Raw genomic sequence first — 26,133 nt, forward strand, 5'->3', positions numbered from 1 at the left:
ATCGGCGGGCCTGCGCTTGCTCATCTCTTCACCAGATCCGCATAGTTCGGGTGCTTCTCGATCCATGCCTTCACGAACGGGCATTCCGGGATCAGCTTCAAGCCGGCCGTGCGGACCTGGTCGAGCGCACCTTGCACCAGCCTTGAGCCGACGCCTTTGCCGCCGAGCTCCTTCGGCACGTCGGTGTGCTCGAAGGTGATGACATTGCCGTCGATCTTGTAATGCTCGGTCGCGAGATGGCCCTCCACCTCGAGCTCGTAACGGTGGTGGGCCCTGTTATTGATCACGTCACTCATGATATCTCCGGTCAGCTCTTCAGCGCGTCTGCACGAAGTCGTAACGCACGATTTGGTCGGCGGGTTGCGGTCGATGCGGTGGCCGATGATGGTCATCGCGAGCGTCGTCTTGTCGGCCTCCGTGTTCTCCGCGTCAATCCTGAACGACTTTACGTCGAGTTCCTGCGAATTGGTGACGGGATAGAAATCGAGTGCGCGCGGTTCGATTCAATCGGCCGCCTTGGCGAGGCGAGAATCTTCCGGCTGAGGTTTGGCGGGGAGGCAGCCCTGGCAGATGACGAGCGAGCGATTGACCTTGGCGTCTTGTTCGGCCTCGATGCCGTCCTGGGCCTGCCACCATTCCTTCGAATAGGGCTGGAGCGCGGCTTGCGACCTGGTGCGCTCGGATGCGGCGGCCGTGCGTGTTGCTCGCGACGGCTGGGCGGTACGTGGCTGATTGGGATCTTCGCCAGCGCCATCCCAGGCATAACGCGCGGGCCTGAAGGCAGGATCGGAGGTGAGATGAGCTTGTGGAGCGACAGCACAGCCGGCAAGCGCCAACGTGAGCAGGAGAACGACGGGCGCTTTGACCATGATGCAGCACTCTGTACGCAGATACTGAGCGAGGTTGCCCCCATCATGTTTAAAATTCCTTGAACGGGCGCATGGATGACGCCCAGTTGGCGGTCTTGCTAGGCCGCTCTCGATGACGATAAATGGGCCCCAATGAGCGGGCGGCTTGCGTGCCGTCTGCCGTCAAAGAGGAAGCCCGATGCAGCCGCTCCGCATGTCCCGCCGCGTCATGAATCTTGCCTATATGCTGACCCAGAATGCGCGGCGGCATGGATCGCGTCCCGGTTTCGTCTGGGGTGACAAATCCTGGACCTGGCGCGAGATCGATGCGCAGGTTTCCGCACTGGCGGCTGCGCTTGCGGCGCGCGGCATCGCCAAGGGCGACCGCATCCTCGTTCATTCCAAGAATGGCGACGAGATGTTCTTCTCGATGTTCGCGGCTTTCCGGCTGGGCGCGGTCTGGGTGCCCACCAATTTCCGCCTGATGCCGGATGAGGTGGCCTATCTCGCACAGGCCTCCGGCGCGAAGGGATTTTTGTGCCATGTCGATTTTCCCGAGCACGCGGTGGCCGTGAACGGCGGCGCGCTGGAATTCACCTGGAGCATCGACGGCAAGGCATCGTTCGCCGAGCGCTCGGTGGCCGACGCCATCGTTGCGCAGGCAGGCCAAGTGGTCGAGAACATTGCCGTCGAGCACGATGATCCCTGCTGGTTCTTCTTCACCTCCGGCACCACCGGCCGCTCCAAGGCTGCGGTGCTGACCCACGGCCAGATGGGATTTGTCGTCACCAACCATCTCGCCGATCTCACCCCCGGCGTGACGGAAGCCGATGCGTCGCTGGTAGTGGCGCCGCTGTCGCATGGCGCCGGCGTGCATCAGCTGGTGCAGACCGCGCGCGGCGTCTGCACCGTGCTGCTGCCGACCGAGAAATTCGACATCGACGAGGCGTTCCGTCTGATCGCGGCGCACCGTGTCAGCAATCTCTTCACGGTGCCGACGATCTTGAAGATGATGGTCGAGCACCCCGCTGCCGACAAATACGATCATTCCTCGCTGCGCCACGTGATCTATGCCGGCGCGCCGATGTATCGTGAGGACCAGAAGGCCGCGCTGAAGAAGCTCGGCAAGGTCATCGTGCAGTATTTTGGCCTCGGCGAGGTCACCGGCAACATCACGGTGCTGCCGGCGGCGCTGCACGATCCCGAGGACGGCCCGCATGCGAAGATCGGCACTTGCGGCTTCGAGCGGACCGGCATGCAGGTCTCGATCCAGGACGACGAGGGCCGCGAGCTCAAGGCGAACCAGAGCGGCGAGATCTGCGTGATCGGGCCTGCGGTGCTCGCCGGCTACTACGATAACCCCGAGGCCAATGCTAAGGCGTTCCGCAACGGCTGGTTCCGCACCGGCGATGTCGGCCACATGGACGAGGAGGGGTTCGTCTACATCACCGGCCGTGCGTCGGACATGTACATCTCCGGCGGCTCCAACATCTATCCGCGCGAGATCGAGGAGAAGATATTGACGCATCCTTCGGTCGGCGAGGTCGCCGTGCTCGGCGTGCCCGATGCGACCTGGGGCGAGGTCGGCGTCGCCGTCTGCGTCGCGCGCGACGGCGAGAAGCCGGTGAGCGAAGCCGAGATGGCGGCGTTCCTGCTGCCGAAGGTGCCGCGCTACAAGATGCCGAAACGGTTCTTCTTCTGGGAGGCGCTGCCGAAATCCGGCTATGGCAAGGTGCCGAAACGCATGGTGCGCGACGAGCTCGAGGCGCGCGGGCTGCTCGATCTCGACAAGACCAGGACGGGCTGAGTTTACGTGATGCGGACTATCAAGCAGCCGGGCGCGCCCGTCACCGAGCGTATCCAGTGGGTGGAGGCGAGGGGGCGCTCCTTTTCGTTCACGCTTCCAGCCGGCCTTCCGCTGCTCGAAGCTGCGCGCCGCGGTTTTGCCGCGGAAGGGTTTGCGAGTGGCGTGCTGAATTTCGGCCGAGGCGCGCTGGGGCCGTTCGGCTATGTCATGCCGGCGCTGTCGAAGACCGGCGAGAATGCGGCGTTCTACAGCGACACGTATCGGCCCGCGGGCGTGACGCGCACCAGGCTCGGCAGCATGACGCTCGGCAAGCGCGACGGTGCGCCGTTCTTTCATTGCCACGGGCTGTGGACCGAGGCGGATGGCAGGGCGAGCGGCGGCCACATGCTGCCGGACGAGACTGTTGTCGCAGAGCCGTTCGAGGTCGAGGCCTTCGGCATCGACGGTACGACGTTCACCGCTGAGCCCGACCCCGAGACCAATTTCAAGCTGTTCGGGCCGGTCGTGGCCGCAAGCTCCGGTGCGCGCACGACCAGCCGCGCCTTTGCGCTGCGGCTGCGCCCCAACCAGGATTTTGCCTTCTGCCTCGAGGCCTTCTGCAAGACGCACGGCATTGCACGTGCGAAGATCCACGGCGGTGTCGGCTCGACCATCGGCGCGCGCTTCACCCATGGCGGCGTGACCGAGCCGTTTGCCACGGAGCTGGCGATAACCGCCGGGACGATTGCATCCGGTGCGTCCGGCGCGTTGGAAGCGGCGCTCGACGTCGCCCTGATCGACTATACCGGCGGTATCGCCGAGGGGCGTCTGATCCGCGGCGACAATCCCGTGCTGATGACCATGGAGCTGGTGCTGGAGGTCTTGGGGTAGGGTACGATCGAAGCTTGCAGTATCCTGCAGGCAGATGATCATGGCGACCCACGCGCCGCTGCTCATGGCCTATCCCAATGCGCAGCTGCTGCGGCTCGGCAAATACGGACTGGAGCCGACAACGGTCGAGCAGACCGATCACTACCGGGTCATGCGGGAGTTTTGCGCCGATCCGCGCGGCTTCGTCGAGGCGACGCTGGCGGAATAGGCGAGGGGGCGCAATCAACAAATGCTCTCTCAATCGTCATTGCGAGCGCAGCGAAGCAATCCAGGATCCCTCCGCGGCGACAGTCTGGATTGCTTCGCTGCGCTCGCAATGACGGCTTGTAGTACCTGCTTGGTCCTTCCATTGGCGCTTGAAATCGCGGCTACGTCCACCGATCACCACGGGCTGGCGCGCATTTTCGCCATGGCCAGATATGTCGATTCACTGAAGCCTGATGTCCCCGAGCTCGATCCTTGAAAGAGGTCGAGCACGGGCGAGTACGTCTGACTGGCGTTCCTCGCGTCGTACATGGCCGAGAAGCGGCTCAGAAGCTTTGCAACTTTCGTGGGATCTCCGAGATCTTTGAGATTGAGGTATTTTTCCACGATCTTGGCTTGTTGATCGATCTGCATCGAAGCCATCTGATCAGGCAAATCGAAGGTGGTTCGAAACACCTCCGAAAGAGCCTTGTCGGCAAGGATGTCGTAGGCGGACGTGATGTGTCCCGCCATGCGCTGGAAATACAGTGCCAGACGCACGCCAGGATTCGTATCCCCCTGCTGCTGTTCCAGGCTTTGCTCGAGATAGTTCTTTTGCGTTGCCAGATATTGATCGCGCTTTTGCGGACCCAGCATGGGAAGACGCGCGACGTTGCCCGCTTTGTCGAAATTGAACGACGCCGCGATCTCGGCAAAACGCGGGTCGCTCTCGGTGTTGGCGAAGCTCTTGGGATCGCTCAGATCAGAGCCGAAGATTTTCTTGAGGTACGCGGTGGTCACTTTCGCAGGGTCCAGACCCTTGGCGACAAGAATGAAGTCCACCATCTTCCTGTTGGCGAGCAGGTCGGAAACGCTGTCGATGCCGCCTATCGACTGTTGATAGTCCGTCGCATCTTTCTGAGCTTGAGCCTTGATCTTCGCCTGGTCCTGCGCATTTGCGAACTTTATTTTCGCAATGATGTAGTCCTTGGCGATATCGAGGACTTCGGCCGAATCCTGAGCCGCGAGGGGTGTCGTCAGATTGCCCTTTGCGTCGAAATTGAACGCGCGCGCGAGCTTGACGTATCGATCGTCCTTGAGCGAATAGACGTAGCTCTTGGGGTCGTTGAGGTCGCTTTCGAGAACGGCCTTCACGGTGGACTGTGGGACCTGTGTAGGATCGAGGCCGACGGCCGCCAGCGAAAAATTATACGCGCCTGGTGTGGACACCAGCGTCTGGAGCGAAGTTACATTGGGGATAAATTTTCTGAATTGTGCGATGACCAGAGCTTCCTGCAACGGGCTTGCCGCCGAGTAGACCGCCGACTTGCTGTCGTCGAAGCTCTGGTTCGTGCTTGCGAGGTTTGCTGCGGTCTGCGCAGGTGTATCCGCTGGAAGCGACCCGTCGGCGGAAAACGCGAACGCGCCGGCCAGATCCATGAAGTGGCCGGTCGTCGCGATGGCGTCGTTGGTGCTGGATATGCTGCTCACGGCGGTCTGCAGGCGATATCTTTCGACCAATATCTGCACGTTCAGTTGATTGACGTCAGCGCCGGGCTGCGACAGTTGCGTCGTGTAGCCGGCAATCTTCGAGCTGGCGTCAGTTGCATCCGATTTGGCTTGAGCAAGCTGGGCGTTCAGGCCATTCAGCTGAGACGAGAAGGTGACATTGACGTAGCTGTTCGGATCGGATGGATCGCTGGACAAGACCTGCTTGATCGTATCACGCGGCCACTTGCTTTGATCGATCCCGAATGCCGAAGCGACATAGTTGCGAAGACGGTCGTCGTTGAGAAGCTGGTCGGCGCTGGTCACCGTGCCGATCGTGGCGTTGTAGTATTTCGTATCGGCGGCAACTGCATCGACGTTGCTCTTCATGGCTGCCGTGTACAGCCCGATGATGTCGTCGGTCTGGCTGTCTGATTGCGCAACCTTCGTTTCACCGCCACCGAAGGAAAATGCCGCGGCAAAATCCCGGTAGCGCTTGTCGATCAGCGTGTTGGCAAAGCTCTTTGAGTCCGAGAGATTGCTCTGCAGCACTTTCTTCAGGAAAGCTTTGGCGTAGGCCATGTCTTCCAGGCCATAGGCTTTCGTGACGTAATGATACAGGCGATAGTCATTCATCAGATCGTCTACGGTGTGCACCTTGCCGATGTTGGCCTTGTAGTAGGCGGCATCGCTCGATACGTCCGATTGCTGCGCCACCCGCGTCAGGGTCTGTGCGAGATTGCGCGTGACGTAGCTGTAGCCAAAATAGGTGGACACCATGGGGAATTCCTGACGGCTCGGCGGCTCCTGGACGTCCGTCAATCATTGCCGGGTCGCAAGGCAGGAACTGGCCTCATGCCAGCAGACAGAAACATTGTTACAATTCATTGCTGCGATTCTGAACGACAACCTCAGGTACGATTTTGCGTCCAAGTGCCGCATCGTATGGATCGCTCCCGCAAGCCTCCCGCAAGCAAAACGTGAGTAAGCTTCATCGTCCCATTGGAATCTGCAATTGCGGACACGCTTTCACGTCCTCGCGGCACATCGTGCCCAAGCTTTGCGGCCGTTGCCGCCCTCGAAAGTGCCGAGGGCGCAGGGAAGACCGGGTGCCGGCTGGCACCCGCGGTCCACTGTGCGAATTTGCGCTACGAAAAGCTGCACAGCGGCATACAGGTGAAGCCGAGACATCCGGCCTTCCCTGCGCAGTGGTTTGACGGCTTATGTCGTGCTCTCCCCGGGGAGCGATGCACTATTGCCCCCGTCGCCCTGCGGATGGCTGATGCGAAGGCCCGGTTGGACACAACGCATCACCGCAAGCCTTGACGCACAGGCTCCGGGCGCCAGGACCACACGATTTTGCCGTACGCCGATCACACCGGTCGTGTGCGCGAGGCCTTCGCTCACGGTTGCCCGCCCTGCAAAACCCTTCGCGCCGATATGACCCGCGTCCACCACGTCCCATCCCGCGTTCGTGACGATCGCGAGCGCCCCTCGGCCGGGTTGGGATGGCTGGAATATGATGCATTTCCGAATTCGCGTAAGCGAATTATTTTGCTCTGAGCACGTTGACCATCATCTCGCGTGTTTTGCCCGACGGGTAGCGCAAGGGCTTGTGGCTCGCGAGCAGCGCGCCCGCCACGCCGAGGCCACGAAGCGGTCTCCCCACTGCCCGAAAATGCGTTACCATGGCTTCAGCGCGCTTCAAGTCGCGCATGGTCAAAGGGTGAGGAAACGAGATGAGGAAGACGATCGGTCATGCGATCGCCGGGGTGGCGGTGCTTGCAGTGGCGGGAATGGTTTTGTCCGCAGCCTGGGCGCACGGGCCGACGCGACAGAAGGTGCGGGAATCCATCGAGATCAATGCAGCCCCGGCCAAGGTCTGGGCGGTGATCGGCAATTTCCAGGACATGAGCTGGCTCGCGCCGGTGACCAAGACCGAGGGCGAGAAGGGCAACGAGATCGGCGCGACGCGGCGGCTGACGCTGACCGGCGGCGGCATCGTCGACGAGGAGCTCTACAAGTTCGACGCAGCCGCCATGACCTATTCCTACCGGATCACCGCCGTCGACGTGAAGGTTTTGCCGGTCAACAACTACTCCTCGACGCTGACGGTGACGCCGAGCGCCGACGGCAAGGGGGCGACGCTGGAATGGGCCGGCGCGTTCTACCGCGGCTTTCCCAACAACGATCCGCCGCCGGAGCTGAGTGACGAGGCCTCGGTGAAGGCGGTGAAGGGGCTTTATCAGACCGGCCTCGAAGCGCTGAAGAAGAAGATCGAGAGCGGAACCTGACCGTGCGGGTCCTGGTCCTGGCGGCGCTCGCCACCAGTCTTGGCTGCGTCAGTGGCGCATCCGCCGAAGAGGCGTTCGTCACCAACCAGCTCAGCGACGATCTGATGGTCGTGGACCTTGCCACGTCGCGCGCGGTCGCGACTATCCCGATCGGTGGCAAGCCCGCCGGCGTGGCCGTCACCGCGGACGGCCGCTTTGCCTATGTCACGAGCCCGGATGCAAAGGTGGTAACGGTGGTGGACGCCGCAACGCGGCAGATCTCGGGGCGGATCGAGGTCGGCGGCGGGCCGCTGGGCATTGCGGTCGCGCCCGACGGCAAGACGGTCTATGTCGCCGACTGGTATGCGGCCGCGGTGCGGGTGATCGATGCGGCGTCGCGCAGCGTGACCGCCAGCATCGCGGTCGGCGCCTCGCCGTCGGGGCTCGCGGTGACGCCGGACGGCAAGCTGCTACTCTCGGCGGACCGCGACGACGACAGCGTCTCGGTGGTGGACACCGCGACGCGCGAGCGCAAGGCGGTCATCAAGGTTGGCACCCGTCCGTTCGGCGTCACCATCGATGCCGAGGGCAAGCGCGCCTACACCGCCAATGTCGGCTCCAACGACGTCTCGGTGATCGACATCGCCGCCGGCAGCGAGATTAGCCGCGTGCCGGTCGGGATGCGCCCCTATGCGGTGGCGCTGACGCTCGGCCGCGGCTTCGTCACCGACCAGTATGGCGGCACGGTGAGCGTGTTCGATGTGGCGACGCTGAAGCCGGTCAAGCGCATCAATGTCGGCGACTATCCCGAAGGCATCAATGCCACTGCCGACGGCAAGCGCATCATCGTCGCCTGCTGGGAGAGCAACACGCTCGATATCATCGATGCGGCCGAGCTGAAGGTAATCGGCGAGGTCAAGACCGGCGATGGCCCGCGCGCATTCGGGGCGTTTTTGCGGAGGACGGAGTAGGGGACTGACTACGGTATTTGCGACGCGGCGAAGTCCCGCAGCTTCACGAAAAAATCCCTCAGGATCGGGTTGCGATCCACATAAGTCACGTAGCGGATCGGATGGCGCCGGCGGTCGACACTCCAGGTCATCTGCTCCGTGAGAACCGGGGCCGGGACGATCACGCTCGGCGCCCACACGGGATTGAGCAGCCAGCCGACCGGCGCCATGTCCCAGATCTCCTTGGCCCAGCCCATGTGATCCGACGAATACTCCTTGAACCTCTGAGCGAGGAACGCGCCGATGCTGCCGTGCGGTTCAACGTAGCGCTCGATCTCCGGCACCGTGCTGTGCAGGCGCGAGGTCACGCCCATGCACGGGACGAGCACAAGCGGCACGCCGCTGTCGAGCAGCACCTGGGCGCCGCCGACGTCCTGCTTCAGGTTGAACTCGACCGTATGCGGCCATTCCAACGCATGGCCGCCGAGCCAGGCCACCACTATCCGGTCGATGATATCGGGCGCCCTGAGCAGTGCGGAGGCAACGTTGCTGATGGCGCCGATGGCAATGACATACAGCGGATTGTCAGGCGAGCCTGCGCGGGCCCGAACGATGAGATCGTCGACGGCGGGCGCCGTCCGTGCCGTCTTGGTTGGGCCGACATAGTCGGTGACGCCGCGATGACCAGGCCATCCGGCGCGACGTTCAGGCGCTCCAGCAGGCGCAAGATTTCCTGATAGCTCAGCTCCATGCCGTGGCCGGGACTGTCCGCACGTGCATTGAAGAACGGCGCGGCGTAGATCGCCTCGACGTCAAAACGCTCCGGCGACAGCAGCATCTGCACCAGCGCGAACTGATCGTCGATCTCGTTATAGGTGTCTGTGTCGAGCACGACACGCAACCGGCCAACCGGTGGGGTAAGGAGTTTGAGGCGAGCCGCGTCCGTGAGTGTCATCACCGTCTCCTTGGGGCGTGGCGACTGCCTATCAGGCTTTTGCCGGCGTCCGGCAGATCGCATCCGCGATCTCATCCATGTGCGCGAACATGTAATCGGGCGCAAGCGCCTGCAGCGCGGCCGGCGCAGCATAGCCCCAGCTGACCGCACCGCAGGCAATGCCCACGGCTCGCGCAGCCTCGATGTCGCGGACCTCATCGCCAATCGAAATGACCTTGCCCGGCTCTAGGCCAGCGCGCCGGACGACGCTGCGGAATTTCGCGGGCTTGCCGAACACCGAAGCCGCGCAATCGAAATGAGAGAACAGCGTGGCTGCCTCGCCAAGCTTCGCCCGCGCATTGACCTCACTATCCGACGTCACCAGCGCGAGCTGCACGCCGTTCTCGGTCAGCGTCCGCAGCATCGCCTTGGCCCCCGCAAACAGCGAAATCTCCGCCGTCGCTTCGCCCTTCAGCCGCCGCGCATAGCGCGCGATCGCAGGCAGCTTCCATAGGGGCACCTCGAGCCGGCTGAGGATCTCGCGAGTCGACGCGTGCCGCAGCCCCTCGACATCTTCATCCCTGACACGCCGAAAGCCGAAGCGGTCGGCGACGTCGTTGATGGTGCGCAGGAACCACGGGAAGCTGTCGACGAGCGTGCCGTCGAGGTCGAAGATGGCGAGGGAGTAGGGCATGGGGGGAGGGAGGTGCTTGGCAGACTGGCATCGCGCTCGCTGGTGACGCACTGACAGATGCAATCGGAGATACTATATCGATTGTATAGAGGTGACAGATGTCGGAGCTACTGGCAAGAATTACGGTCAATCCGGAGCGGATGCACGGACGCCCGTGCATTCGCGATCTGCGCATCACTGTTGCCGACGTTCTGGGATTGTTGTCAGCTGGACAGTCGCGCGAGAGCATCCTCGAGGATTATCCGTATCTGGAAGAGGCGGATATCGACGCAGTGCTCGCCTATGCTGCGCGTCAGGTTGATCACCCGATCATAGCGGCCAAATAGCTTGCCTTACCTGATCGTCGCTCAGCTTCCCCCTGCACTCGCGGAAGCCATGCGTCGCGCCGGGTACGATGCGGCTCATGTGGCCGAGTTCGGGTTGGCAAACGCGACCGACGGGACAATCTGGAACGAAGCCGTTTCTCGATCGGCCGTTCTCGTGACCAAGGACCGCGACTTCTCACTTTTACGTGCAGCAAAAAAGCAGGGACCGGTCGTGCTGTGGGTCCGGGGCGGCAACATCGACAATCGCGCCTTGTTCCGTCAGTTTCTGAGCGCCATGCCGCAAATTGGTGAAGCGGTTGAACGGGGTGAGGCAGTCACTGAATTCGTCGGCAGTTAGCAAGGCTCACCGCTGCTTGCGGACGTGAACATTGATGTCGAGATCGATATTGCCAACGCAGGTCTGAGTCGTGCGGTGGGAGCCGCCTTCGTGCCAGCGACCATTGCGCGCCCGAGCGTCGCTGACATTGGCCAGTTTCAGGCATCGCCATTGAGGCAGCGGACCCCCGCTCTCGCCGGCGAACTGCCAAGCCAGCACGGCCTCCTCACCGCGTTTGTCGGTGCCGATGATATGCGGGCAGAGCTCGCGATGGCGGCCCTCATAGACGCAGGTGACCTGCTGTTCAGCGAGGATAGCGTTGCGAAAGAGCGTATAGGTTTGGCTCGGGCTCGGCATGGAGATCACTCCACGGTAGCTTGATCCCGGTCGTCGAAAGCGGCGGATCTACTCCGCCGCCTCGCTCGCCGTCCGCCTCCGCTTCGGCTTCCGCGCCTTCTCCAGCACCGGCGCCAGGAATTTCCCTGTGTAGCTCCGCGGTGCCTTCGCAATGTCCTCCGGTGGGCCCCAAGCCACGATCTCGCCGCCGCCGTCGCCGCCTTCGGGGCCGAGGTCGATGACCCAGTCGGCGGTCTTGATGACTTCGAGATTGTGCTCGATGACGACGACCGTGTTGCCCTGCGCGACCAGCTCGTGCAGCACCTCCAGCAGCTTCTTGACGTCGTGGAAGTGCAGGCCGGTGGTGGGCTCGTCGAGGATGTAGAGCGTACGGCCGGTGGCGCGCTTGGACAGCTCCTTTGCCAGCTTGACGCGCTGGGCTTCGCCGCCGGACAGCGTGGTGGCCTGCTGGCCGACATGGATGTAGTCGAGGCCGACCCGGTGCAGGGTCTGGAAGGTCTCGCGCACGCGCGGCACCGCCTTGAAGAACTCGGCCGCTTCCTCGACGGTCATGTCGAGCACGTCGGCGATGCTCTTGCCCTTGAACAGGACCTCCAGCGTCTCGCGGTTGTAGCGTTTGCCCTTGCAGACGTCGCAGGTGACGTAGACGTCGGGCAGGAAGTGCATCTCGATCTTGATGACGCCGTCGCCCTGGCAGGCCTCGCAGCGGCCGCCCTTGACGTTGAAGGAGAAGCGGCCGGGCTCGTAGCCGCGCGCTTTCGCTTCGGGGAGCCCTGCGAACCACTCGCGGATCGGTGTGAAGGCGCCGGTATAGGTCGCCGGATTCGAGCGCGGGGTGCGGCCGATCGGCGACTGGTCGATGTCGATGATCTTGTCGATATGCTCGAGGCCCTCGATGCGATCATGCGGCGCGGCGCCTTCGCTGGCGTTGTTCAGCTTGCGCGCGATGGCCTTGTAGAGCGTGTCGATCAGCAGCGTCGACTTGCCGCCGCCGGAGACGCCGGTGACCGCGGTGAACAGGCCAAGCGGAATCTCGGCCGTGACGTTCTTCAGGTTATTGCCGCGCGCGTTCACCACCTTGATGGTGCGGCGATGGTTCGGCGGACGCCGCTCCGGCACCTCGACCTCGAGCTCGCCGGTGAGGTATTTGCCGGTGAGTGATTTCGGGTTACGCATGATCTCGGCGGGCGTGCCTTCGGCGATGATGTGGCCGCCATGCATGCCGGCGCCGGGGCCGATGTCGAGCACGTGGTCGGCGAGCAGGATCGCGTCCTCGTCATGCTCGACGACGATCACGGTGTTGCCGAGGTCGCGGAGCCGCTTGAGCGTGTCGAGCAGACGGGCGTTGTCGCGCTGGTGCAGGCCGATCGAGGGCTCGTCCAGCACGTAGAGCACGCCCGTCAGCCCCGAGCCGATCTGCGAGGCGAGGCGGATGCGCTGGCTCTCGCCGCCGGACAGCGTGCCGGAGGAGCGGGAGAGGGTGAGGTAGTTGAGGCCGACGTCGAGCAGGAAGGTGAGGCGCTCGCGGATCTCCTTGAGGATGCGGCCGGCGATCTCGTTCTGCTGCGCGTTCAGCGCCTCAGGCACGGTCTCGAACCAGGCGCCGGCGCCCTTGACCGACAGCTCCGAGATCTCGCCGATATGCTTGCCGCCGATCTTGACGCAAAGCGCCTCGGGCTTCAGCCGGAAACCGGTGCAGGCGCCGCAGGGCACATCGTGGAAATATTTCGAGAGCTCCTCGCGGGCCCACTCGCTCTCCGTTTCGCGATAGCGGCGGTTGATGTTGGTGATGACGCCTTCGAACGGCTTCTTGGTGTCGTAGGAGCGGACGCCATCCTCGTAGGAGAACTTGATCTCGTCCTCGCCGGAGCCATGGAGGATCGCGTTCTGCGTCTTCTTCGGCAGATCCTTCCATTTGGCGGTCAGCGTGAACTTGTAGTGCTTGCCGAGCGCGGTCAGCGTCTGCGTGTAGTAGGGCGACGACGATTTGGCCCAGGGCGCGATCGCGCCCTTGCCAATCGCGAGCTCCTTGTCGGGGATGACGAGGTCCTCGTCGACATGCTGCTCGACGCCGAGGCCGCCGCAGGCCGGGCACGCGCCGTAGGGATTGTTGAACGAGAACAGGCGCGGCTCGATCTCGGGAATGGTGAAGCCGGAGACAGGGCAGGCGAATTTCTCCGAGAACAGGATGCGCTCGGGCCCGCTCTTGTCATGGATCTTTGCGGTCTTCTTCTTCTCTTTCTCTTCGGCAGGCGCGGCAGCAGCCGGTGTATCGGCATACTCGACCACGGCAAGGCCCTCGGCGAGCTTCAGCGCGGTCTCAAAACTTTCGGCGAGGCGCTGGCCGATGTCGGCGCGCACCACGATGCGGTCGACCACGACGTCGATGTCGTGTGGGAATTTCTTGTCGAGAACAGGCGCTTCCGCAAGCTCGTAGAAGGTGCCGTCGATCTTGACGCGCTGAAAGCCCTTCTTGAGCCATTCGGCGAGCTCCTTGCGGTACTCGCCCTTGCGGCCGCGCACGACCGGCGCGAGCAGATAGAGGCGGGTGCCTTCGGGCAGCGCCAGCACGCGGTCGACCATCTGCGAGACGGTCTGGCTCTCGATCGGAAGTCCGGTGGCGGGCGAATAGGGCACGCCGACGCGGGCCCAGAGCAGGCGCATGTAGTCGTAGATCTCGGTCACCGTGCCGACGGTCGAGCGCGGATTCTTCGAGGTCGTCTTCTGCTCGATCGAGATCGCTGGTGACAGGCCGTCGATCTGGTCGACGTCAGGCTTCTGCATCATCTCCAGGAACTGGCGGGCATAGGCCGAGAGCGACTCGACATAGCGGCGCTGGCCTTCCGCGTAGATGGTGTCGAAGGCGAGCGAGGACTTGCCGGAGCCGGAGAGGCCGGTGAACACCACAAGCTTGTCGCGGGGAATCTCGACGTCGATGTTCTTGAGGTTGTGCTCGCGCGCGCCACGGATCGTAATTGCGCGCAGACTCGAGCCCGCGGTCTGCTGTTGGCGCTTCGCCTTGATCACTTCATCCATCCAAGTTGCCCTCAAGGAATCCCAAAGGTGCGCGATCGCGCCGACCTAAAAGGCGCGCTTCGCCCGGAACCGGGATCGGCGCCGATGGGTGTGCCGGCGAACGTAGGAAGAACGGAGACGGATTTCCAGTGGACTTTGCGAATCGTCAACGGATTGTTGGCGCGCTGGCGGGACTTGGCAGCAGGAGCCCCGCCGAGCGCTCCGCGTAAAACAAAAAGGCCGGCGGAAGGCCGGCCTTTCGTGACGATGTGACGTCGGTGGCGAAGATCAGTACTTCGCGACCACCGGGCGCCCGAAGTGATAGTTCACGCCGACCTGCACGGTGTGGAAGTTGAGCGTGCCGGTGGGCAGGGTGCCCGAGAAGTAGCTCTCGCCGCCGAGGCTGCGATAGAGGTACTCGCCCTTGACCGACCACTGCGGCGCGAAGAAGGCTTCGACACCGGCGCCGACGGTCCAGCCGGAGTGCCACTTGCTGTCCGACGCGGTCAGGCCGAGTGCGGAGAGGGTGATCTTGTTGTCGATCCAGGCGTAGCCGCCCGTGCCGTAGAACAGGACGTTATTGACGGCGTAGCCGATGCGGCCGCGAACGGTGCCCATCGCGTCGGTCTTCGAGCTGGCGGTCGCGGTCACGACGCCGAAGCCGGGGACGAGGGTCGCGCCGGTCGCCGTAGCGCTGACGTCAGCCCAGGCGCCATCGGCCTCGATGCCGAACACGACGTTGCCGGCCTGCCAGTTGTAGCCGGCGGTGCCGCCAACGAAGCCACCCTTCATCTTCGGGTCACCAGAGGCGGCTTCCCAAGCGCCGCCACCGACGATACCGAGGTAGAAGCCGGTCCAGTTGTAGACCGAGGCCACGGCGACCGGAGCCTTGGTGTAGGGCCGAGCCGCCAGATCGGCAGCCGAAGCGGCGCCAGTGAGGGCGAGCAGACAGGCCGAAGCCAACAAAATCTTCTTCATATTCAACAATCCCAGTCCCAGTTTCTGTTTTGAGCTTCCGTGCGTCGGAAGCAGCATCGGACGCTGTTGTCCAACTTGGGTCGGCTTACATCATTGAAGCCGCAAGTTGTGACTCTCAAAAGTCACAACAGATGCAAAATGTAACTGCCGCTGACCTATAGTTCCCTCCGGGGGAACTCGCAGCAAAAAAGGCCGGCGCGAGGCCGGCCTTCCATCTCCCAATGAAATCAGCGGATATCAGTATTTTGCGACGATCGGGCCGCCAAAGCGATAGTTCAGGCGGACAAGACCCATATCCACATTCTGGCTGATGCGGTCGGTCTGGAATGCAATGCCCCCAGGTGCATTGAGGGTAAGCGTCCGATTGCCCAGGAAGATGTGGTCGTACTCGACGCCCACCGACCAGTTCTGGGCGAAGCCGAACTCCAGGCCGGCGCCGACCGTGCCGCCCCAGCGGGTATCGCTGGTGGACGCGAGCAGAGCGCCAGCGCCGACGAAGCCGGGCGCGGTGTAGACGTTGAACTTGTCGGCGACCACGGCACCGCCGCCCTTCACGTAGAACAGCACATTGTTCCAGGCATAGCCGACTTGACCCGTGAACAGGCCGAAGGCGTCGATCTTCGAGCGGTTGCGCTGGGCCGGGAAGAGAACGCTGACATTGTCGCCGGAGAAGTCGGCCCAGTTGCCCTGGCCTTCGAGGCCGAACACCCAGTTGGCGGATTGCCAGCGATAGCCGACCTGGCCGCCGACCGTGCCGCCGGTGGCGTTGTGGCAACCTTCGCCGCCCACGAGCGCGCCGCCGCCGAAGACGACGCTGTCCCAGCATTTGTGGCTCGAGCCGCCACCGCCGTTGATGCCGATGTAGAAGCCGCTCCAGTCGTAGATGGCGGCGGCCACCGGCGGCGGCGCCTTGGTGTAGGGACGCGCCGCTAGATCGGCAGCGCTCGCCGGTGCAGACAGGCCCAACGCAACGATACCAATTGTGCCAAACAGAATTTTCTTCATTGCAGTCTCCCCAGTGTCGTCCGCTTCAATAATCCCGAAGCGTTCAATCAGGCGCGACGCCCATAAGAACCAATTCCGAGGCAACCGTAGTGCGATCTGGAGGTCGAGTCCGTCGCCGGAATGCAACAGTCATGGGTCAATTGAAGTGCACCTAACTTGATGAATGTTAAGCGCTTTTCATGCCCTGACGGAACTCGGCAGGGTTCCAATTCATCGCAGGATGAATAGCGGGCCGGTGTAGCGGCGTGCGCGCGTGTTCGGGGGTCAAATTCCGCAGGAACAAATCTGGAACAGATGCTCGGCTGATGCTATATGTGGGGATAACCAAGGGCGCGGCGGGTCGATCGGCGCTCGTAAGCGTATAGGGTCGGCCCAACAGGCGGCAGTGCGGGCGCGCCTTTTAAATTCAGCGGCATTCGGAGTGGAGAGCGGCGATGGCGGGAAGCGTCAACAAGGTCATTCTGGTCGGAAATCTCGGCAAGGATCCGGAAATCCGCCGCACCCAGGACGGGCGGCCGATCGCGAATTTGAGCATCGCCACCTCGGAGACCTGGCGCGACAAGAACAGCGGCGAGCGCAAGGAAAAGACCGAGTGGCATCGCGTCGTGATCTTCAATGAAGGGCTCTGCAAGGTCGCCGAGCAGTACCTGAAGAAGGGCGCCAAGGTTTACATCGAGGGCGCGCTCCAGACCCGCAAATGGACCGATCAGGCCGGCGTCGAGAAGTACTCCACCGAAGTCGTGCTGCAGGGCTTCAACTCGACGCTGACGATGCTGGACGGCCGCAGCGGTGGCGGGGGAGGTGGCAGCTTCGGCGACGAGCCGGGCGGCGATTTCGGTTCCTCCGGTCCCGTCAGCAGCGCACCGCGCCGCCCGGTTGCCGCCGGCGGCGGTGGTGGCCGCAACGACATGGACGACGATATCCCGTTCTGAGGCGTCCGGCTCCAAGCGAGGACGCGCCCCATGAGCCTCGCGCCATTGCTCGATGCCGCTCCGGCGATCCCGCTGCATGCCTTCGCGGCGATGGCGGCCTTCGTGCTCGGTCTCGTCCAGTTCGCCGCGCCCAAAGGCACACTGCCGCATCGGACATTCGGCTGGATCTGGGTGGCGCTGATGGCCGTGGTGGCCGCGTCCTCGTTCTGGATCCACCAGATCCGCATGGTCGGGCCGTTCGGCCCGATCCACCTGCTGTCGATCTTCACGCTGGTGATGCTGCCGCTCGCGGTGTGGCGGGCGCACACCCACCGCGTGACCGATCACCGCCGCATCATGATCCTGCTGTTTACCGGCGCGCTGGTCGTGGCTGGCCTGTTCACGCTGGTGCCCGGGCGCATCATGCACCAGGTGTTTTTCGGGGCATAACTGGTGGTTCCCGGCGGCTCGTTCCGGCGCCACTGACGACGATGGCGAGAAGCGCGTAAGTCTCTGGAAAAACAAACGGAAAAACCGCTTCCCAAGGGCTCGCAAGAGTGGTTATCAGAGCCTCGATACGCTATATGATTCCCAGATAAAAACTCACCGGATTCTCCCTTGGCCGACGACGACAACAAGAAGCCCGGCGACGAGCCGGAGCGCTCGGATATTCGCCCCGTCTCCATCTTCGAGGAGATGAAGAAGTCGTATCTCGACTACGCCATGAGCGTGATCGTGGCGCGCGCGCTGCCCGATGCCCGCGACGGTTTGAAGCCGGTTCATCGCCGCATCCTGTACTCGATGCATGAGCAGGGCCACACGCCCGACAAGAAGTACGTCAAGTCCGCCCGCGTGGTCGGCGACGTCATCGGTAAGTATCACCCGCACGGCGACCAGTCGATCTATGACGCCATGGTTCGCATGGCGCAGGACTTCTCGATGCGCGTGCCGCTGATCGACGGCCAGGGCAATTTCGGTTCGGTCGACGGCGATCCCCCGGCGGCCTACCGTTATACCGAAGCACGGCTGACGAAGGCGGCGCTCGCTCTGCTGGCCGATATCGACAAGGATACAGTCGACTTCCAGCCGAACTACGACAACAACGAGACCGAGCCGTCGGTTCTTCCGGCCAAGTTCCCGAACCTTCTCGTCAACGGCGCCGGCGGCATCGCCGTCGGCATGGCGACCAACATCCCGCCGCATAATCTCGGCGAGGTCATCGACGCCTGCGTCGCGTTGATCGATAACCCCGCGCTGACCATCGACGAGCTCATCAACATCGTGCCGGGACCGGATTTCCCGACCGGCGGCATCATTCTCGGACGAGCGGGCATCCGCGCCGCCTATCACCTCGGCCGCGGCTCGATCGTCATGCGCGGCAAGGTCGCGATCGAGACCATCCGCAAGGAGCGCGAGGCGCTCATCATCACCGAGATTCCCTACCAGGTGAACAAGGCGACGATGGTCGAGCGCATCGCCGAGCTGGTCAAGGAAAAGAAGATCGAGGGCATCGGCGACCTGCGCGATGAATCGGATCGCGACGGCTACCGCGTCGTCATCGAATTGAAGCGCGACGCCGTGCCGGACGTGGTGCTCAATCAGCTTTACAGATTCACGCCGCTGCAGACGAGCTTCGGCGTCAACATGGTGGCGCTCGACAGCGGCCGTCCGCGGATCATGCATCTGAAGGACCTGCTGGCCATCTTCGTCGACTTCCGTGAGCGGGTCGTCACGCGCCGCACCAAGTACCTGCTCGCCAAGGCACGCGATCGCGCCCATATCCTGGTCGGTCTCGCGATTGCGGTCGCCAATATCGACGAGATGATCCGCGTCATCCGGACCTCGCCTGACCCGACCACCGCGCGCGACACCCTGATGTCGCGCGACTGGCCGGCCCGGGACGTCGAGGACATGCTGACGCTGATCGACGATCCGCGCCATCGCATCAGCGAGAACGGCACGATCCGGCTGTCGATGGAACAGGCGAGGGCCATTCTCGACCTGCGCCTTCAGCGCCTCACCGCGCTTGGCCGCGACGAAATCCGCGAGGAGCTCGACAAGCTCGCCGGCGAGATCGCCGACTATCTCGACATCCTGCGCTCGCGCGAGCGCGTGCTGGGGATCATCAAGACCGAGCTCGCCGAGGTGAAGGCGGAGTTCGCCACGCCGCGCCGCACCGTGATCATGGAGCAGGAAGGCGAGGTCGAGGACGAGGACCTGATCCAGCGCGAGGACATGGTCGTGACCGTGTCCCACGCCGGCTACGTCAAGCGCGTGCCGCTGTCGGCCTATCGGGCGCAGCGCCGCGGCGGCAAGGGCCGCGCCGGCATGCAGACCCGCGACGAGGATTTCGTCAGCCGCCTGTTCGTGGCGTCCACGCATACGCCGGTGCTGTTCTTCTCGTCACGTGGCCAGGTCTACAAGGAGAAGGTCTGGCGGCTGCCGGTGGCCGCGCCGAACGCGCGCGGCAAGGCGATGATCAACATCCTGCCGCTGGAGCAGGGCGAGCGCATCACCACCATCATGCCGCTGCCCGAGGACGAATCGACCTGGGGCAACCTCGACGTGATGTTCGCGACCACCGGCGGCAACGTCCGGCGCAACAAGCTGTCAGACTTTGTCGACGTCCGCCGCTCCGGCATCATCGCGATGAAGCTCGACGACAACGAAGCAATCGTCGACGTGCAGATCTGCACCGAGCGCGACGACGTGCTGCTGACCGGCGCCGGCGGCCAGTGCATCCGCTTCCCCGTCACCGACGTGCGCGTGTTCACCGGGCGCACCTCGATGGGCGTGCGCGGCATTGCGCTTGGCGATGGCGACAAGGTGATCTCGCTGGCGATCCTGCGCCATGTCGAGACGTCCTCCGACGAGCGTTCGGCGTACTTGAAAATGCGGCGTGCAGTTGTCGGCGAAGCTGCGGCCGAGGAGCCGGCAGTTGACGCCGAGGTCGAGGAGACCTCCGGCAGCTTCCAGCTCTCGCAGGAGCGCTATATCGAGATGTCGGCGGCCGAGCAGGTCGTGCTCACCGTCTCCGTCAATGGCTATGGCAAGCGGACCTCGTCCTACGAGTACCGCACCACGGGTCGCGGCGGCAAAGGCATCGTCGCCATGAGCGTCAACAACCGCAACGGCAACCTCGTCGCGTCCTTCCCCGTGGAGGATGCCGATCAGATCATGCTGGTCACCGACAAGGGCCAGCTGATCCGCTGCCCGGTTGAAGGCATCCGCATCGCCGGCCGCTCGACGCAAGGTGTCATCGTGTTCGATACTGCCGAGGATGAGCACGTCGTCTCGGTCGAGCACATCACGGAAGAGGCGGAGAGCGGCAACGGATCGAATGGGGAATAGCGAGTGGCGAATAGGGTGTGCAACTCTATTCGCTATTCGCCACTCACCCTTCGTTAGATCTCCAGCTCCGTGCCGAACTCCACGACCTGCTTGGTCGGCACGCCGAAGAACGCCGCCGAGCGTTCGGCGTTGCGCTGGAGGAAGGCGAACAGGCCCTCGCGCCAGACCCACATGCCCGGGATGTCCTCGCTCGGGATGATGGTCTCGCGGCCGACATAATAGGTGATGTCGGAGAGGTCGATGCCGGGCAACTTGCCCTGGCGGCACGCGAGCGTCAGACCCTCATAGATCGTCGGGTTCTGCATGAAGCCGTAATGCAGGATCACGCGCGTGATGCCGGGGATGATCTCTATCACCTCGCAGCGGTCCGGGTCGGCGATGTGAGGCAGCTCCTCGATCAGCACGGTGACGAGGACGACGCGCTCGTGCAGCACGTGGTTGTGCTTGACGAATTGCGTCAGCGCGAGCGGCACGCCGTTCGGCGCGGACGCGAGGAACACGGCGGTGCCGGGGAGACGTGCGCTACATTTGTTGACCGCAGTCTCGATCAGGTCCTCTTCGGGCTGGCGCAGCTTTCCGCGCGCCGCCTCGACCAGCTTCACGCCGGCGCGCCAGGTCAGCATCAGGAAGGCGACGAGGGCGGCGAGCAGCAGCGGAAACCAGCCCCCCTCGAACAGCTTGATCGAGTTGGCGGAGAAGAAGACCACGTCGATCACGAAGAAGAAGCCGTTCACCGGGACCACGAGCCAGGGCGAATAGCCCCACTGGATCGCGACCAGGGCGGCGAGCAGCGTGGTGATGGCCATCAGCAGCGAGACTGCGATACCGTAGGCGCCGGCGAGCGCGTCCGATGTGCCGAAGCTGACCACCGCACCGAGGGTTGCGGCGGCGAGCAGCCAATTCACCAGCGGCACGTAGATCTGGCCGATCGCGGCGCTCGTGGTGTGGCGGATCTGCATGCGCGGCAGGAAGCCGAGCTGGATCGACTGCTGGGTCAGCGAGAACACGCCGGAGATGATCGCCTGCGAGGCGATCACGGTCGCCACGGCCGAGAACGCGACCAGCGCGTAATGCAGGACGTCGGGGCAGAGCTGGAAGAACGGGTTCTCGATCATGCCCGGGTCGGTGATCAGGAGCGCGGCCTGGCCGAAATAATTCAGCACCAGCGCCGGCAGGCAGATCGCGAACCACGCCAGCCGGATCGGCAGGCGCCCGAAGTGGCCCATGTCGGCATACATGGCCTCGCCGCCGGTCACGGCGAGGAAGGCCGCGCCGAGGATCGCGAAGGAGATATGGAAGTCCTGGTGGATCAGGAAGTCGAACGCGTAGAGCGGGCTCAACGCCGCCAGCACCGCCGGCGCCTTGATGATGCCATGGATGCCGAGCGCGGCCAGCACGAAGAACCAGGCCAGCATCACCGGTCCGAAGATGCGGCCGATGAAGCCGGTGCCCTGCTTTTGCATCACGAACAGGCCGACCAGGATGACGATGGTGATGGGCACGACCGCCGGCGCGAGCGAGGGGGCGTCGACCTTGAGGCCCTCGATGGCTGACAGCACCGAGATCGCCGGCGTGATCGCGCCATCGCCATAGAGCAACGCCGCGCCGATCAGGCCGACCACCAGGAGATGGGCGCGCCAGGTGCCTGGCTGCGCGTGACGGGCATGCAGCAGCGCCAGCAGCGCGACGATGCCGCCTTCGCCGCGGTTATCCGCGCGCAGGATCAGTAGTGCGTATTTCAGCGAGATGATCAGCAGCAGCGCCCACAGGATCAGCGAGGCAACGCCCAGGACAGCCTCGGGAGACACTGTGCCGCCATGCGCGGCCGCCTTGGCGGCTTCCTTCAGGGCGTAGAGGGGGCTGGTGCCGATATCGCCATAGACCACCCCGAGGGCGCCCAAGGTCATGGCAATCGGCAGCGGGTCAGGATGATGGCCGGAAGCGACTGCGGGCGTACTGGACAAAGGCGACCCCCCGATGGGATCGCGCCCTACGGGCCATTCCGAGGAGCGCGGGCGTCACGCAGTCTGCGACGAGACGCCGCAAATATCCATGGTGTTTATCGCGAGGTTCATGACGCCGAGCTGACAGACCGCCTACGGGGTGCGGTCCGCCGTCACCAAGCGAGCGACGCGAACGTCAGCCTTGGTGCCGGCGCGGCGCAGGCAGGACGCCTCGAAATTGGGCCAGGCCCGCTGCGAGCAGTCCCTGCCGATGGTCTTGATGTCGAGCCTATCGGCCTTGGCAAGCGGCTGCGGGACGCTCGCTTCAACGGTGGGAGCAAAACCGGGCAGGAAGGTGAGAGCAGTAGCAACACACGCAGCGATAGCGATCGCTGAAAGAGCCTTGATCATTTGACGGTCCCCTGTGATGCGGCCGCTACGCCCGGTGTGTGCGGCCCGTCATTCGTTGGCTGGATTAGTAACCATGACCAGTTTCCGGACGTCTTCGCCGACGCCGGAAATGGTTTCGTTCGTGCGCCGTTTTGTTTCGCGGACACCCCGAGGACGAAACAATCCGGGGCCTTCCGACAGGGGACTGGCGGAAAAACCGGCAGGAAACGGGCAAGGAGCTGGCAAGGAACCTGTCCGGCTTGCCGGGCCGGACGGGGCGCGGTAGGACGTGCCATGCCGCGCATTGCCTTCTATCCGGGTTCCTTCGACCCCATCACCAACGGCCATCTGGACGTGGTCCGGAACAGTGTCCCGCTGTGCGATCGCCTTGTGGTCGCGGTCGGGGTCCATCCCGGCAAGAAGCCGCTATTCTCGACCGAGGAGCGGCTCAAGATGCTTCACGATGTCTGCGGGCCGGTCGCGGCCCAGGCCGGCTGCACGCTCGAGGCCGTGACCTACGACGATCTCGCAGTCACCGCGGCGCGCAAGTACGGCGCGACCATCATGATTCGGGGTCTGCGCGACGGCACCGACCTCGACTACGAGATGCGGCTCGCCGGCATGAACGGCACCATGGCCCCAGACGTGCAAACCGTCTTCCTGCCGGCCTCTCCAGTGGTCCGCCCGATTACCGGCACATTGGTGCGCCAGATCGCCGCCATGGGCGGAGACATCACGGCCTTCGTACCGCCGCTTGTTGCATCCCAGCTCAAGGCAAAATTCGCCGGATAACGGCGCGCTTTTTCATCTCACCTGATCCGGAGTTTCCATGATCCGTCGTCTCGCAATTCTTGCCACGATGTTCGTCGCGCTGATTGGCGCAGTCCCGGCGGTGGCGCAGCAGCTGCCGGCCAATCTCGACAAGGCCAACGCGCTCGTCATCGACACCACCAAGGGCCGCATCGTCATCAAGCTCAGGACCGACCTTGCGCCGCAGCACGCCGAGCGCCTCAAGCAGCTTGCGCGCGAAGGCTTCTACAACAACGTGCCGTTCCACCGCGTGATGGACGGCTTCATGGCCCAGACCGGCGACGGCCAGAACGGCAACGGCACCGGCGGCTCGAAATATCCGAACCTGAAGCAGGAATTCTCCAAGGTTCATTTCGCCCGCGGCATCGTCGGCATGGCCCGGCGCGGCGACAGCGTCGATACCGCCAACTCGCAGTTCTTCATCATGTTCGCCGACGGCGGCAGCCTCGATAACCAGTACACCGTGGTCGGCGAGGTCGTGCAGGGCATGGATGTCGTCGACAAGCTGAAGAAGGCACCGGCCGGCTCGCCCGGCGGCACCGTCACCGATCCCGACAAGATGGTGAAGGTGCAGGTCGCCTCCGACATCAAGTAGCCGGGACGATGGCGCGCCGCGGCGACAGGCTCCTGTTCGCTGCCGCGGCGCTGCTGCTCGGCATCACCGGTGCAGCCGCAGAGGACGCACCGGTCAACACCATCCAGGACGTCTTCCAGCACTTGCGGACCTGCTGGAAGCCACCACCGCCCAGCAAGGCTCGCCCTATCGACATCACCGTCGTCGTGAGCTTTAACCGGGCCGGAAACATTCTGGGCCATCCGCGGATTACCTATGAATCCGCGGAGGCCTCCGACAATGACCGGCTGCAATACCGGATCGCAGTGATGGAGGCGTTGCAACGCTGCACGCCGATGCCATTTACCGATGCAATGGCCGGCGCCGCCGCGGGACGTCCATTCGCGATCCAGTTCCGTAACCGCAAAACTTCACCTGACAAGACTTCACCCCCAACGCAAGAGAGACGAGCATGAGCGTCACCGAAAACACATTGATCCTCGAGACTACGCAGGGACCCGTCACCATCGAGATGCGGCCCGACCTGGCGCCCGGCCATGTCGCGCGCATCAAGGAGCTGGTCCGCGAAGGCTTCTACGACGGCATCGTGTTCCATCGCGTGATCGAAGGCTTCATGGCGCAGACCGGCTGCCCGCACGGCACCGGCACCGGCGGCTCGGGCCAGAAGCTGAAGGCCGAGTTCAACAAGGAGCCGCATGTGCGCGGCGTGACCTCGATGGCCCGTGCGGCGAGCCCCGACTCCGCCGACAGCCAGTTCTTCATCGTGTTCGACGACGCCCGTTTCCTCGACAACCAGTACACGGTGTGGGGCAAGGTGACCGAGGGCATGGAGAACGTCGACAAGATCAAGCGCGGCGAGCCGGTGCAGAATCCCGACAAGATCGTCAAGGCGCGGATGGCGGCTGACAAGGAGTAACAGTTGTCGCTGTCATGCTCCGCGAAGGCGGGGCATCCAGTAACCGCCGGCTCTGGTCACGACAAATATCGTGAGTACTGGATCGCCCGCCTTCGCGGGCGATGACAGGTTCTGGAAATGCGCACCGACCTGTTCGATTTCGACCTGCCTCCCGAGCGCATCGCGTTGCGCCCGGCGAGCCCGCGCGACTCCGCCAAGATGCTGGTCGTGGAGAACGGCGCGCTGCGCGACCAGACCATCGCCGACTTGCCGCACTGGCTGAAGGACGGCGACCAGCTCGTCGTCAACGACACCAAGGTGATTTCGGCGCAACTCAAAGGCCGCCGCATCGGCCGCGAGACCGAGCCGAAGATCGAGGCCACGCTGATCAAGCGTCTCGACGGCTCGCGCTGGCAGGCGCTGGTGAAGCCCGCGAAGAAGCTTGTCGTCGGCGACCGCATCCGCTTCGGCAATGAAGGCAAGGTCTGCCTGCTCGGCCATCTCGATGCCGAGGTCGAGGCCAAGGGTGGGGAAGGCGAGGTGACGCTGTCGTTCTCGTTCCACGGCCCGGCGCTCGATCAGGCCATCGCCGATCTCGGCAGCCCGCCGCTGCCGCCCTACATCGCTTCGAAACGTACGCCTGACGATCAGGATCTCGCCGACTACCAGACCATGTTCGCGGCGAACGAGGGGGCGGTTGCAGCTCCCACCGCGGGTCTGCATTTCACGCCGGCGCTGGAGCAGGCGCTCGGCGCGCGCGGCGTCGGCATCAACCGCATCACGCTGCATGTGGGGGCAGGGACCTTCCTGCCGGTCAAGGTCGACGACACCGACGGCCACAAGATGCACGCCGAGTGGGGCACGATCTCCGCGGAGACGGCGGAGCGGCTCAACACGGCGCGCAAAAACAGCGGCCGCATCATCGCCGTTGGCACCACGTCATTGCGGCTGCTCGAAAGCGCCGCCAGCGAGGACGGCACCATCCAGCCGTTCACCGCCGAGACCTCGATCTTCATCACGCCGGGCTATCGCTTCCGCGCGGTCGATGTCCTGATGACGAATTTTCATTTGCCGAAGTCGACGCTCTTCATGCTGGTGTCGGCTTTCGCCGGCCTGGATACGATGAAGCAGGCCTATGCCCACGCGATTGCGAATGGATACCGCTTCTATTCGTATGGCGACGCGTGTTTGTTGTTTCGGGCGCGCGACTAACAC

At 63.7% G+C, this 26,133-nt stretch carries 24 protein-coding genes and 2 pseudogenes; 15 read left to right on the forward strand and 11 right to left on the reverse strand.

The genetic code is table 11. From position 1 onward, the window contains the following. Positions 1 to 20: 20 nt before the first annotated feature. Both FXB38_RS26115 and FXB38_RS26120 read right to left on the reverse strand, forming a co-directional pair. Positions 21 to 296: a GNAT family N-acetyltransferase gene (locus FXB38_RS26115; protein ID WP_148753794.1), complete on the reverse strand. Its 276-nt coding sequence runs from the start codon at positions 294 to 296 to the stop codon at positions 21 to 23. A 207-nt stretch (positions 297 to 503) separates the two neighbouring features. Next, positions 504 to 869, reverse strand: coding sequence for a hypothetical protein (locus FXB38_RS26120; protein ID WP_148753795.1), 366 nt, complete (start codon positions 867 to 869; stop codon positions 504 to 506). Between the two features lie 178 nt (positions 870 to 1,047). Between FXB38_RS26120 and FXB38_RS26125 the strand changes: the two genes are divergently transcribed. The 3 genes and pseudogenes from FXB38_RS26125 to FXB38_RS26135 form a co-directional block, all read left to right on the forward strand. Next, the gene (locus FXB38_RS26125; protein WP_148753796.1) at positions 1,048 to 2,655 is read left to right on the forward strand and encodes an acyl-CoA synthetase; all 1,608 of its coding nucleotides are present in this window, start codon (positions 1,048 to 1,050) and stop codon (positions 2,653 to 2,655) included. 9 nt (positions 2,656 to 2,664) lie between these two features. Then, positions 2,665 to 3,525 (forward strand): PCC domain-containing protein, encoded by an 861-nt coding sequence (locus FXB38_RS26130; RefSeq protein WP_148753857.1) that lies wholly within the window; start codon positions 2,665 to 2,667, stop codon positions 3,523 to 3,525. A 31-nt stretch (positions 3,526 to 3,556) separates the two neighbouring features. Next, positions 3,557 to 3,733 (forward strand): annotated as a pseudogene (locus FXB38_RS26135) (AAA family ATPase); the annotation flags it as partial. 173 nt (positions 3,734 to 3,906) lie between these two features. Here the strand turns inward: FXB38_RS26135 and FXB38_RS26145 are convergent. Continuing rightward, the gene (locus FXB38_RS26145) at positions 3,907 to 5,976 is read right to left on the reverse strand and encodes a DUF1217 domain-containing protein (RefSeq protein WP_148753798.1); all 2,070 of its coding nucleotides are present in this window, start codon (positions 5,974 to 5,976) and stop codon (positions 3,907 to 3,909) included. A gap of 959 nt (positions 5,977 to 6,935) precedes the next feature. Here FXB38_RS26145 and FXB38_RS26155 point away from each other — a divergent pair. Both FXB38_RS26155 and FXB38_RS26160 read left to right on the forward strand, forming a co-directional pair. Further along, on the forward strand, positions 6,936 to 7,490 hold the full coding sequence (locus tag FXB38_RS26155) for an SRPBCC family protein (RefSeq protein ID WP_148753799.1): 555 nt from the start codon (positions 6,936 to 6,938) through the stop codon (positions 7,488 to 7,490). A 2-nt stretch (positions 7,491 to 7,492) separates the two neighbouring features. After that, on the forward strand, positions 7,493 to 8,440 hold the full coding sequence (locus FXB38_RS26160) for a YVTN family beta-propeller repeat protein (protein WP_148753800.1): 948 nt from the start codon (positions 7,493 to 7,495) through the stop codon (positions 8,438 to 8,440). Positions 8,441 to 8,448: 8 nt separating this feature from the next. On the opposite strand, the pseudogene FXB38_RS26165 reads toward FXB38_RS26160, so the two are convergent. Next, positions 8,449 to 9,060: pseudogene (locus tag FXB38_RS26165) on the reverse strand (nucleoside hydrolase); the annotation flags it as partial. 345 nt (positions 9,061 to 9,405) lie between these two features. After that, positions 9,406 to 10,047, reverse strand: coding sequence for an HAD-IA family hydrolase (locus FXB38_RS26170; RefSeq protein ID WP_148753801.1), 642 nt, complete (start codon positions 10,045 to 10,047; stop codon positions 9,406 to 9,408). 98 nt (positions 10,048 to 10,145) lie between these two features. Between FXB38_RS26170 and FXB38_RS26175 the strand changes: the two genes are divergently transcribed. Continuing rightward, on the forward strand, positions 10,146 to 10,373 hold the full coding sequence (locus tag FXB38_RS26175; RefSeq protein WP_148753802.1) for a DUF433 domain-containing protein: 228 nt from the start codon (positions 10,146 to 10,148) through the stop codon (positions 10,371 to 10,373). Position 10,374: 1 nt separating this feature from the next. Continuing rightward, on the forward strand, positions 10,375 to 10,710 hold the full coding sequence (locus tag FXB38_RS26180; RefSeq protein ID WP_148753803.1) for a DUF5615 family PIN-like protein: 336 nt from the start codon (positions 10,375 to 10,377) through the stop codon (positions 10,708 to 10,710). A 6-nt stretch (positions 10,711 to 10,716) separates the two neighbouring features. Here FXB38_RS26180 and FXB38_RS26185 read toward each other — a convergent pair whose 3' ends face one another. The 4 genes from FXB38_RS26185 to FXB38_RS26200 all read right to left on the reverse strand — a co-directional run bounded on the left by FXB38_RS26185 (position 10,717) and on the right by FXB38_RS26200 (position 16,044). Beyond that, positions 10,717 to 11,046 carry a hypothetical protein gene (locus FXB38_RS26185; RefSeq protein ID WP_148753804.1) on the reverse strand — a complete coding sequence of 110 codons (330 nt, stop codon included), beginning with the start codon at positions 11,044 to 11,046 and terminating at the stop codon, positions 10,717 to 10,719. A 48-nt stretch (positions 11,047 to 11,094) separates the two neighbouring features. Beyond that, positions 11,095 to 14,082, reverse strand: a complete 2,988-nt coding sequence (gene uvrA / locus FXB38_RS26190) for an excinuclease ABC subunit UvrA (protein ID WP_148753805.1) — start codon at positions 14,080 to 14,082, stop codon at positions 11,095 to 11,097. Between the two features lie 267 nt (positions 14,083 to 14,349). Beyond that, the gene (locus FXB38_RS26195) at positions 14,350 to 15,039 is read right to left on the reverse strand and encodes an outer membrane protein (RefSeq protein WP_148753806.1); all 690 of its coding nucleotides are present in this window, start codon (positions 15,037 to 15,039) and stop codon (positions 14,350 to 14,352) included. 237 nt (positions 15,040 to 15,276) lie between these two features. Beyond that, the gene (locus tag FXB38_RS26200) at positions 15,277 to 16,044 is read right to left on the reverse strand and encodes an outer membrane protein (RefSeq protein WP_148753807.1); all 768 of its coding nucleotides are present in this window, start codon (positions 16,042 to 16,044) and stop codon (positions 15,277 to 15,279) included. A gap of 434 nt (positions 16,045 to 16,478) precedes the next feature. On the opposite strand from FXB38_RS26200, the gene FXB38_RS26205 reads away from it, so the two are divergent. From FXB38_RS26205 to gyrA, 3 genes are all read left to right on the forward strand, one after another. Further along, positions 16,479 to 16,976: a single-stranded DNA-binding protein gene (locus FXB38_RS26205; protein WP_148753808.1), complete on the forward strand. Its 498-nt coding sequence runs from the start codon at positions 16,479 to 16,481 to the stop codon at positions 16,974 to 16,976. Between the two features lie 30 nt (positions 16,977 to 17,006). Next, the gene (locus tag FXB38_RS26210) at positions 17,007 to 17,405 is read left to right on the forward strand and encodes a DUF2306 domain-containing protein (RefSeq protein WP_148753809.1); all 399 of its coding nucleotides are present in this window, start codon (positions 17,007 to 17,009) and stop codon (positions 17,403 to 17,405) included. A 168-nt stretch (positions 17,406 to 17,573) separates the two neighbouring features. Continuing rightward, positions 17,574 to 20,306 carry a DNA gyrase subunit A gene (gene gyrA / locus FXB38_RS26215; protein ID WP_148753810.1) on the forward strand — a complete coding sequence of 911 codons (2,733 nt, stop codon included), beginning with the start codon at positions 17,574 to 17,576 and terminating at the stop codon, positions 20,304 to 20,306. 53 nt (positions 20,307 to 20,359) lie between these two features. On the opposite strand, the gene FXB38_RS26220 is transcribed toward gyrA, so the two are convergent. Together FXB38_RS26220 and FXB38_RS26225 are read right to left on the reverse strand one after the other, a co-directional pair. After that, a complete protein-coding gene (locus FXB38_RS26220) occupies positions 20,360 to 22,213 on the reverse strand; it encodes a potassium transporter Kup (protein ID WP_148753811.1) in 1,854 nt (617 codons plus the stop codon). A 189-nt stretch (positions 22,214 to 22,402) separates the two neighbouring features. Then, on the reverse strand, positions 22,403 to 22,660 hold the full coding sequence (locus FXB38_RS26225) for a hypothetical protein (RefSeq protein WP_148753812.1): 258 nt from the start codon (positions 22,658 to 22,660) through the stop codon (positions 22,403 to 22,405). Positions 22,661 to 22,933: 273 nt separating this feature from the next. Here FXB38_RS26225 and coaD point away from each other — a divergent pair, with 273 nt between their 5' ends. The 5 genes from coaD (at position 22,934) to queA (ending at position 26,130) form a co-directional block, all read left to right on the forward strand. Beyond that, positions 22,934 to 23,431, forward strand: a complete 498-nt coding sequence (coaD, locus tag FXB38_RS26230) for a pantetheine-phosphate adenylyltransferase (protein WP_148753813.1) — start codon at positions 22,934 to 22,936, stop codon at positions 23,429 to 23,431. A gap of 37 nt (positions 23,432 to 23,468) precedes the next feature. After that, positions 23,469 to 24,044 (forward strand): peptidylprolyl isomerase, encoded by a 576-nt coding sequence (locus FXB38_RS26235; RefSeq protein WP_148753814.1) that lies wholly within the window; start codon positions 23,469 to 23,471, stop codon positions 24,042 to 24,044. An 8-nt stretch (positions 24,045 to 24,052) separates the two neighbouring features. Continuing rightward, positions 24,053 to 24,478, forward strand: coding sequence for a hypothetical protein (locus FXB38_RS26240; protein WP_148753815.1), 426 nt, complete (start codon positions 24,053 to 24,055; stop codon positions 24,476 to 24,478). Then, on the forward strand, positions 24,475 to 24,939 hold the full coding sequence (locus FXB38_RS26245) for a peptidylprolyl isomerase (protein ID WP_148753816.1): 465 nt from the start codon (positions 24,475 to 24,477) through the stop codon (positions 24,937 to 24,939). Before FXB38_RS26240 ends, FXB38_RS26245 begins: the two co-directional genes overlap by 4 nt. Before the next feature lie 117 nt (positions 24,940 to 25,056). Next, positions 25,057 to 26,130, forward strand: coding sequence for a tRNA preQ1(34) S-adenosylmethionine ribosyltransferase-isomerase QueA (gene queA, locus FXB38_RS26250; protein WP_148753817.1), 1,074 nt, complete (start codon positions 25,057 to 25,059; stop codon positions 26,128 to 26,130). Positions 26,131 to 26,133 lie beyond the last annotated feature (3 nt).

The organism is Bradyrhizobium cytisi (assembly GCF_008123515.1).
GTDB lineage: Bacteria > Pseudomonadota > Alphaproteobacteria > Rhizobiales > Xanthobacteraceae > Bradyrhizobium > Bradyrhizobium cytisi.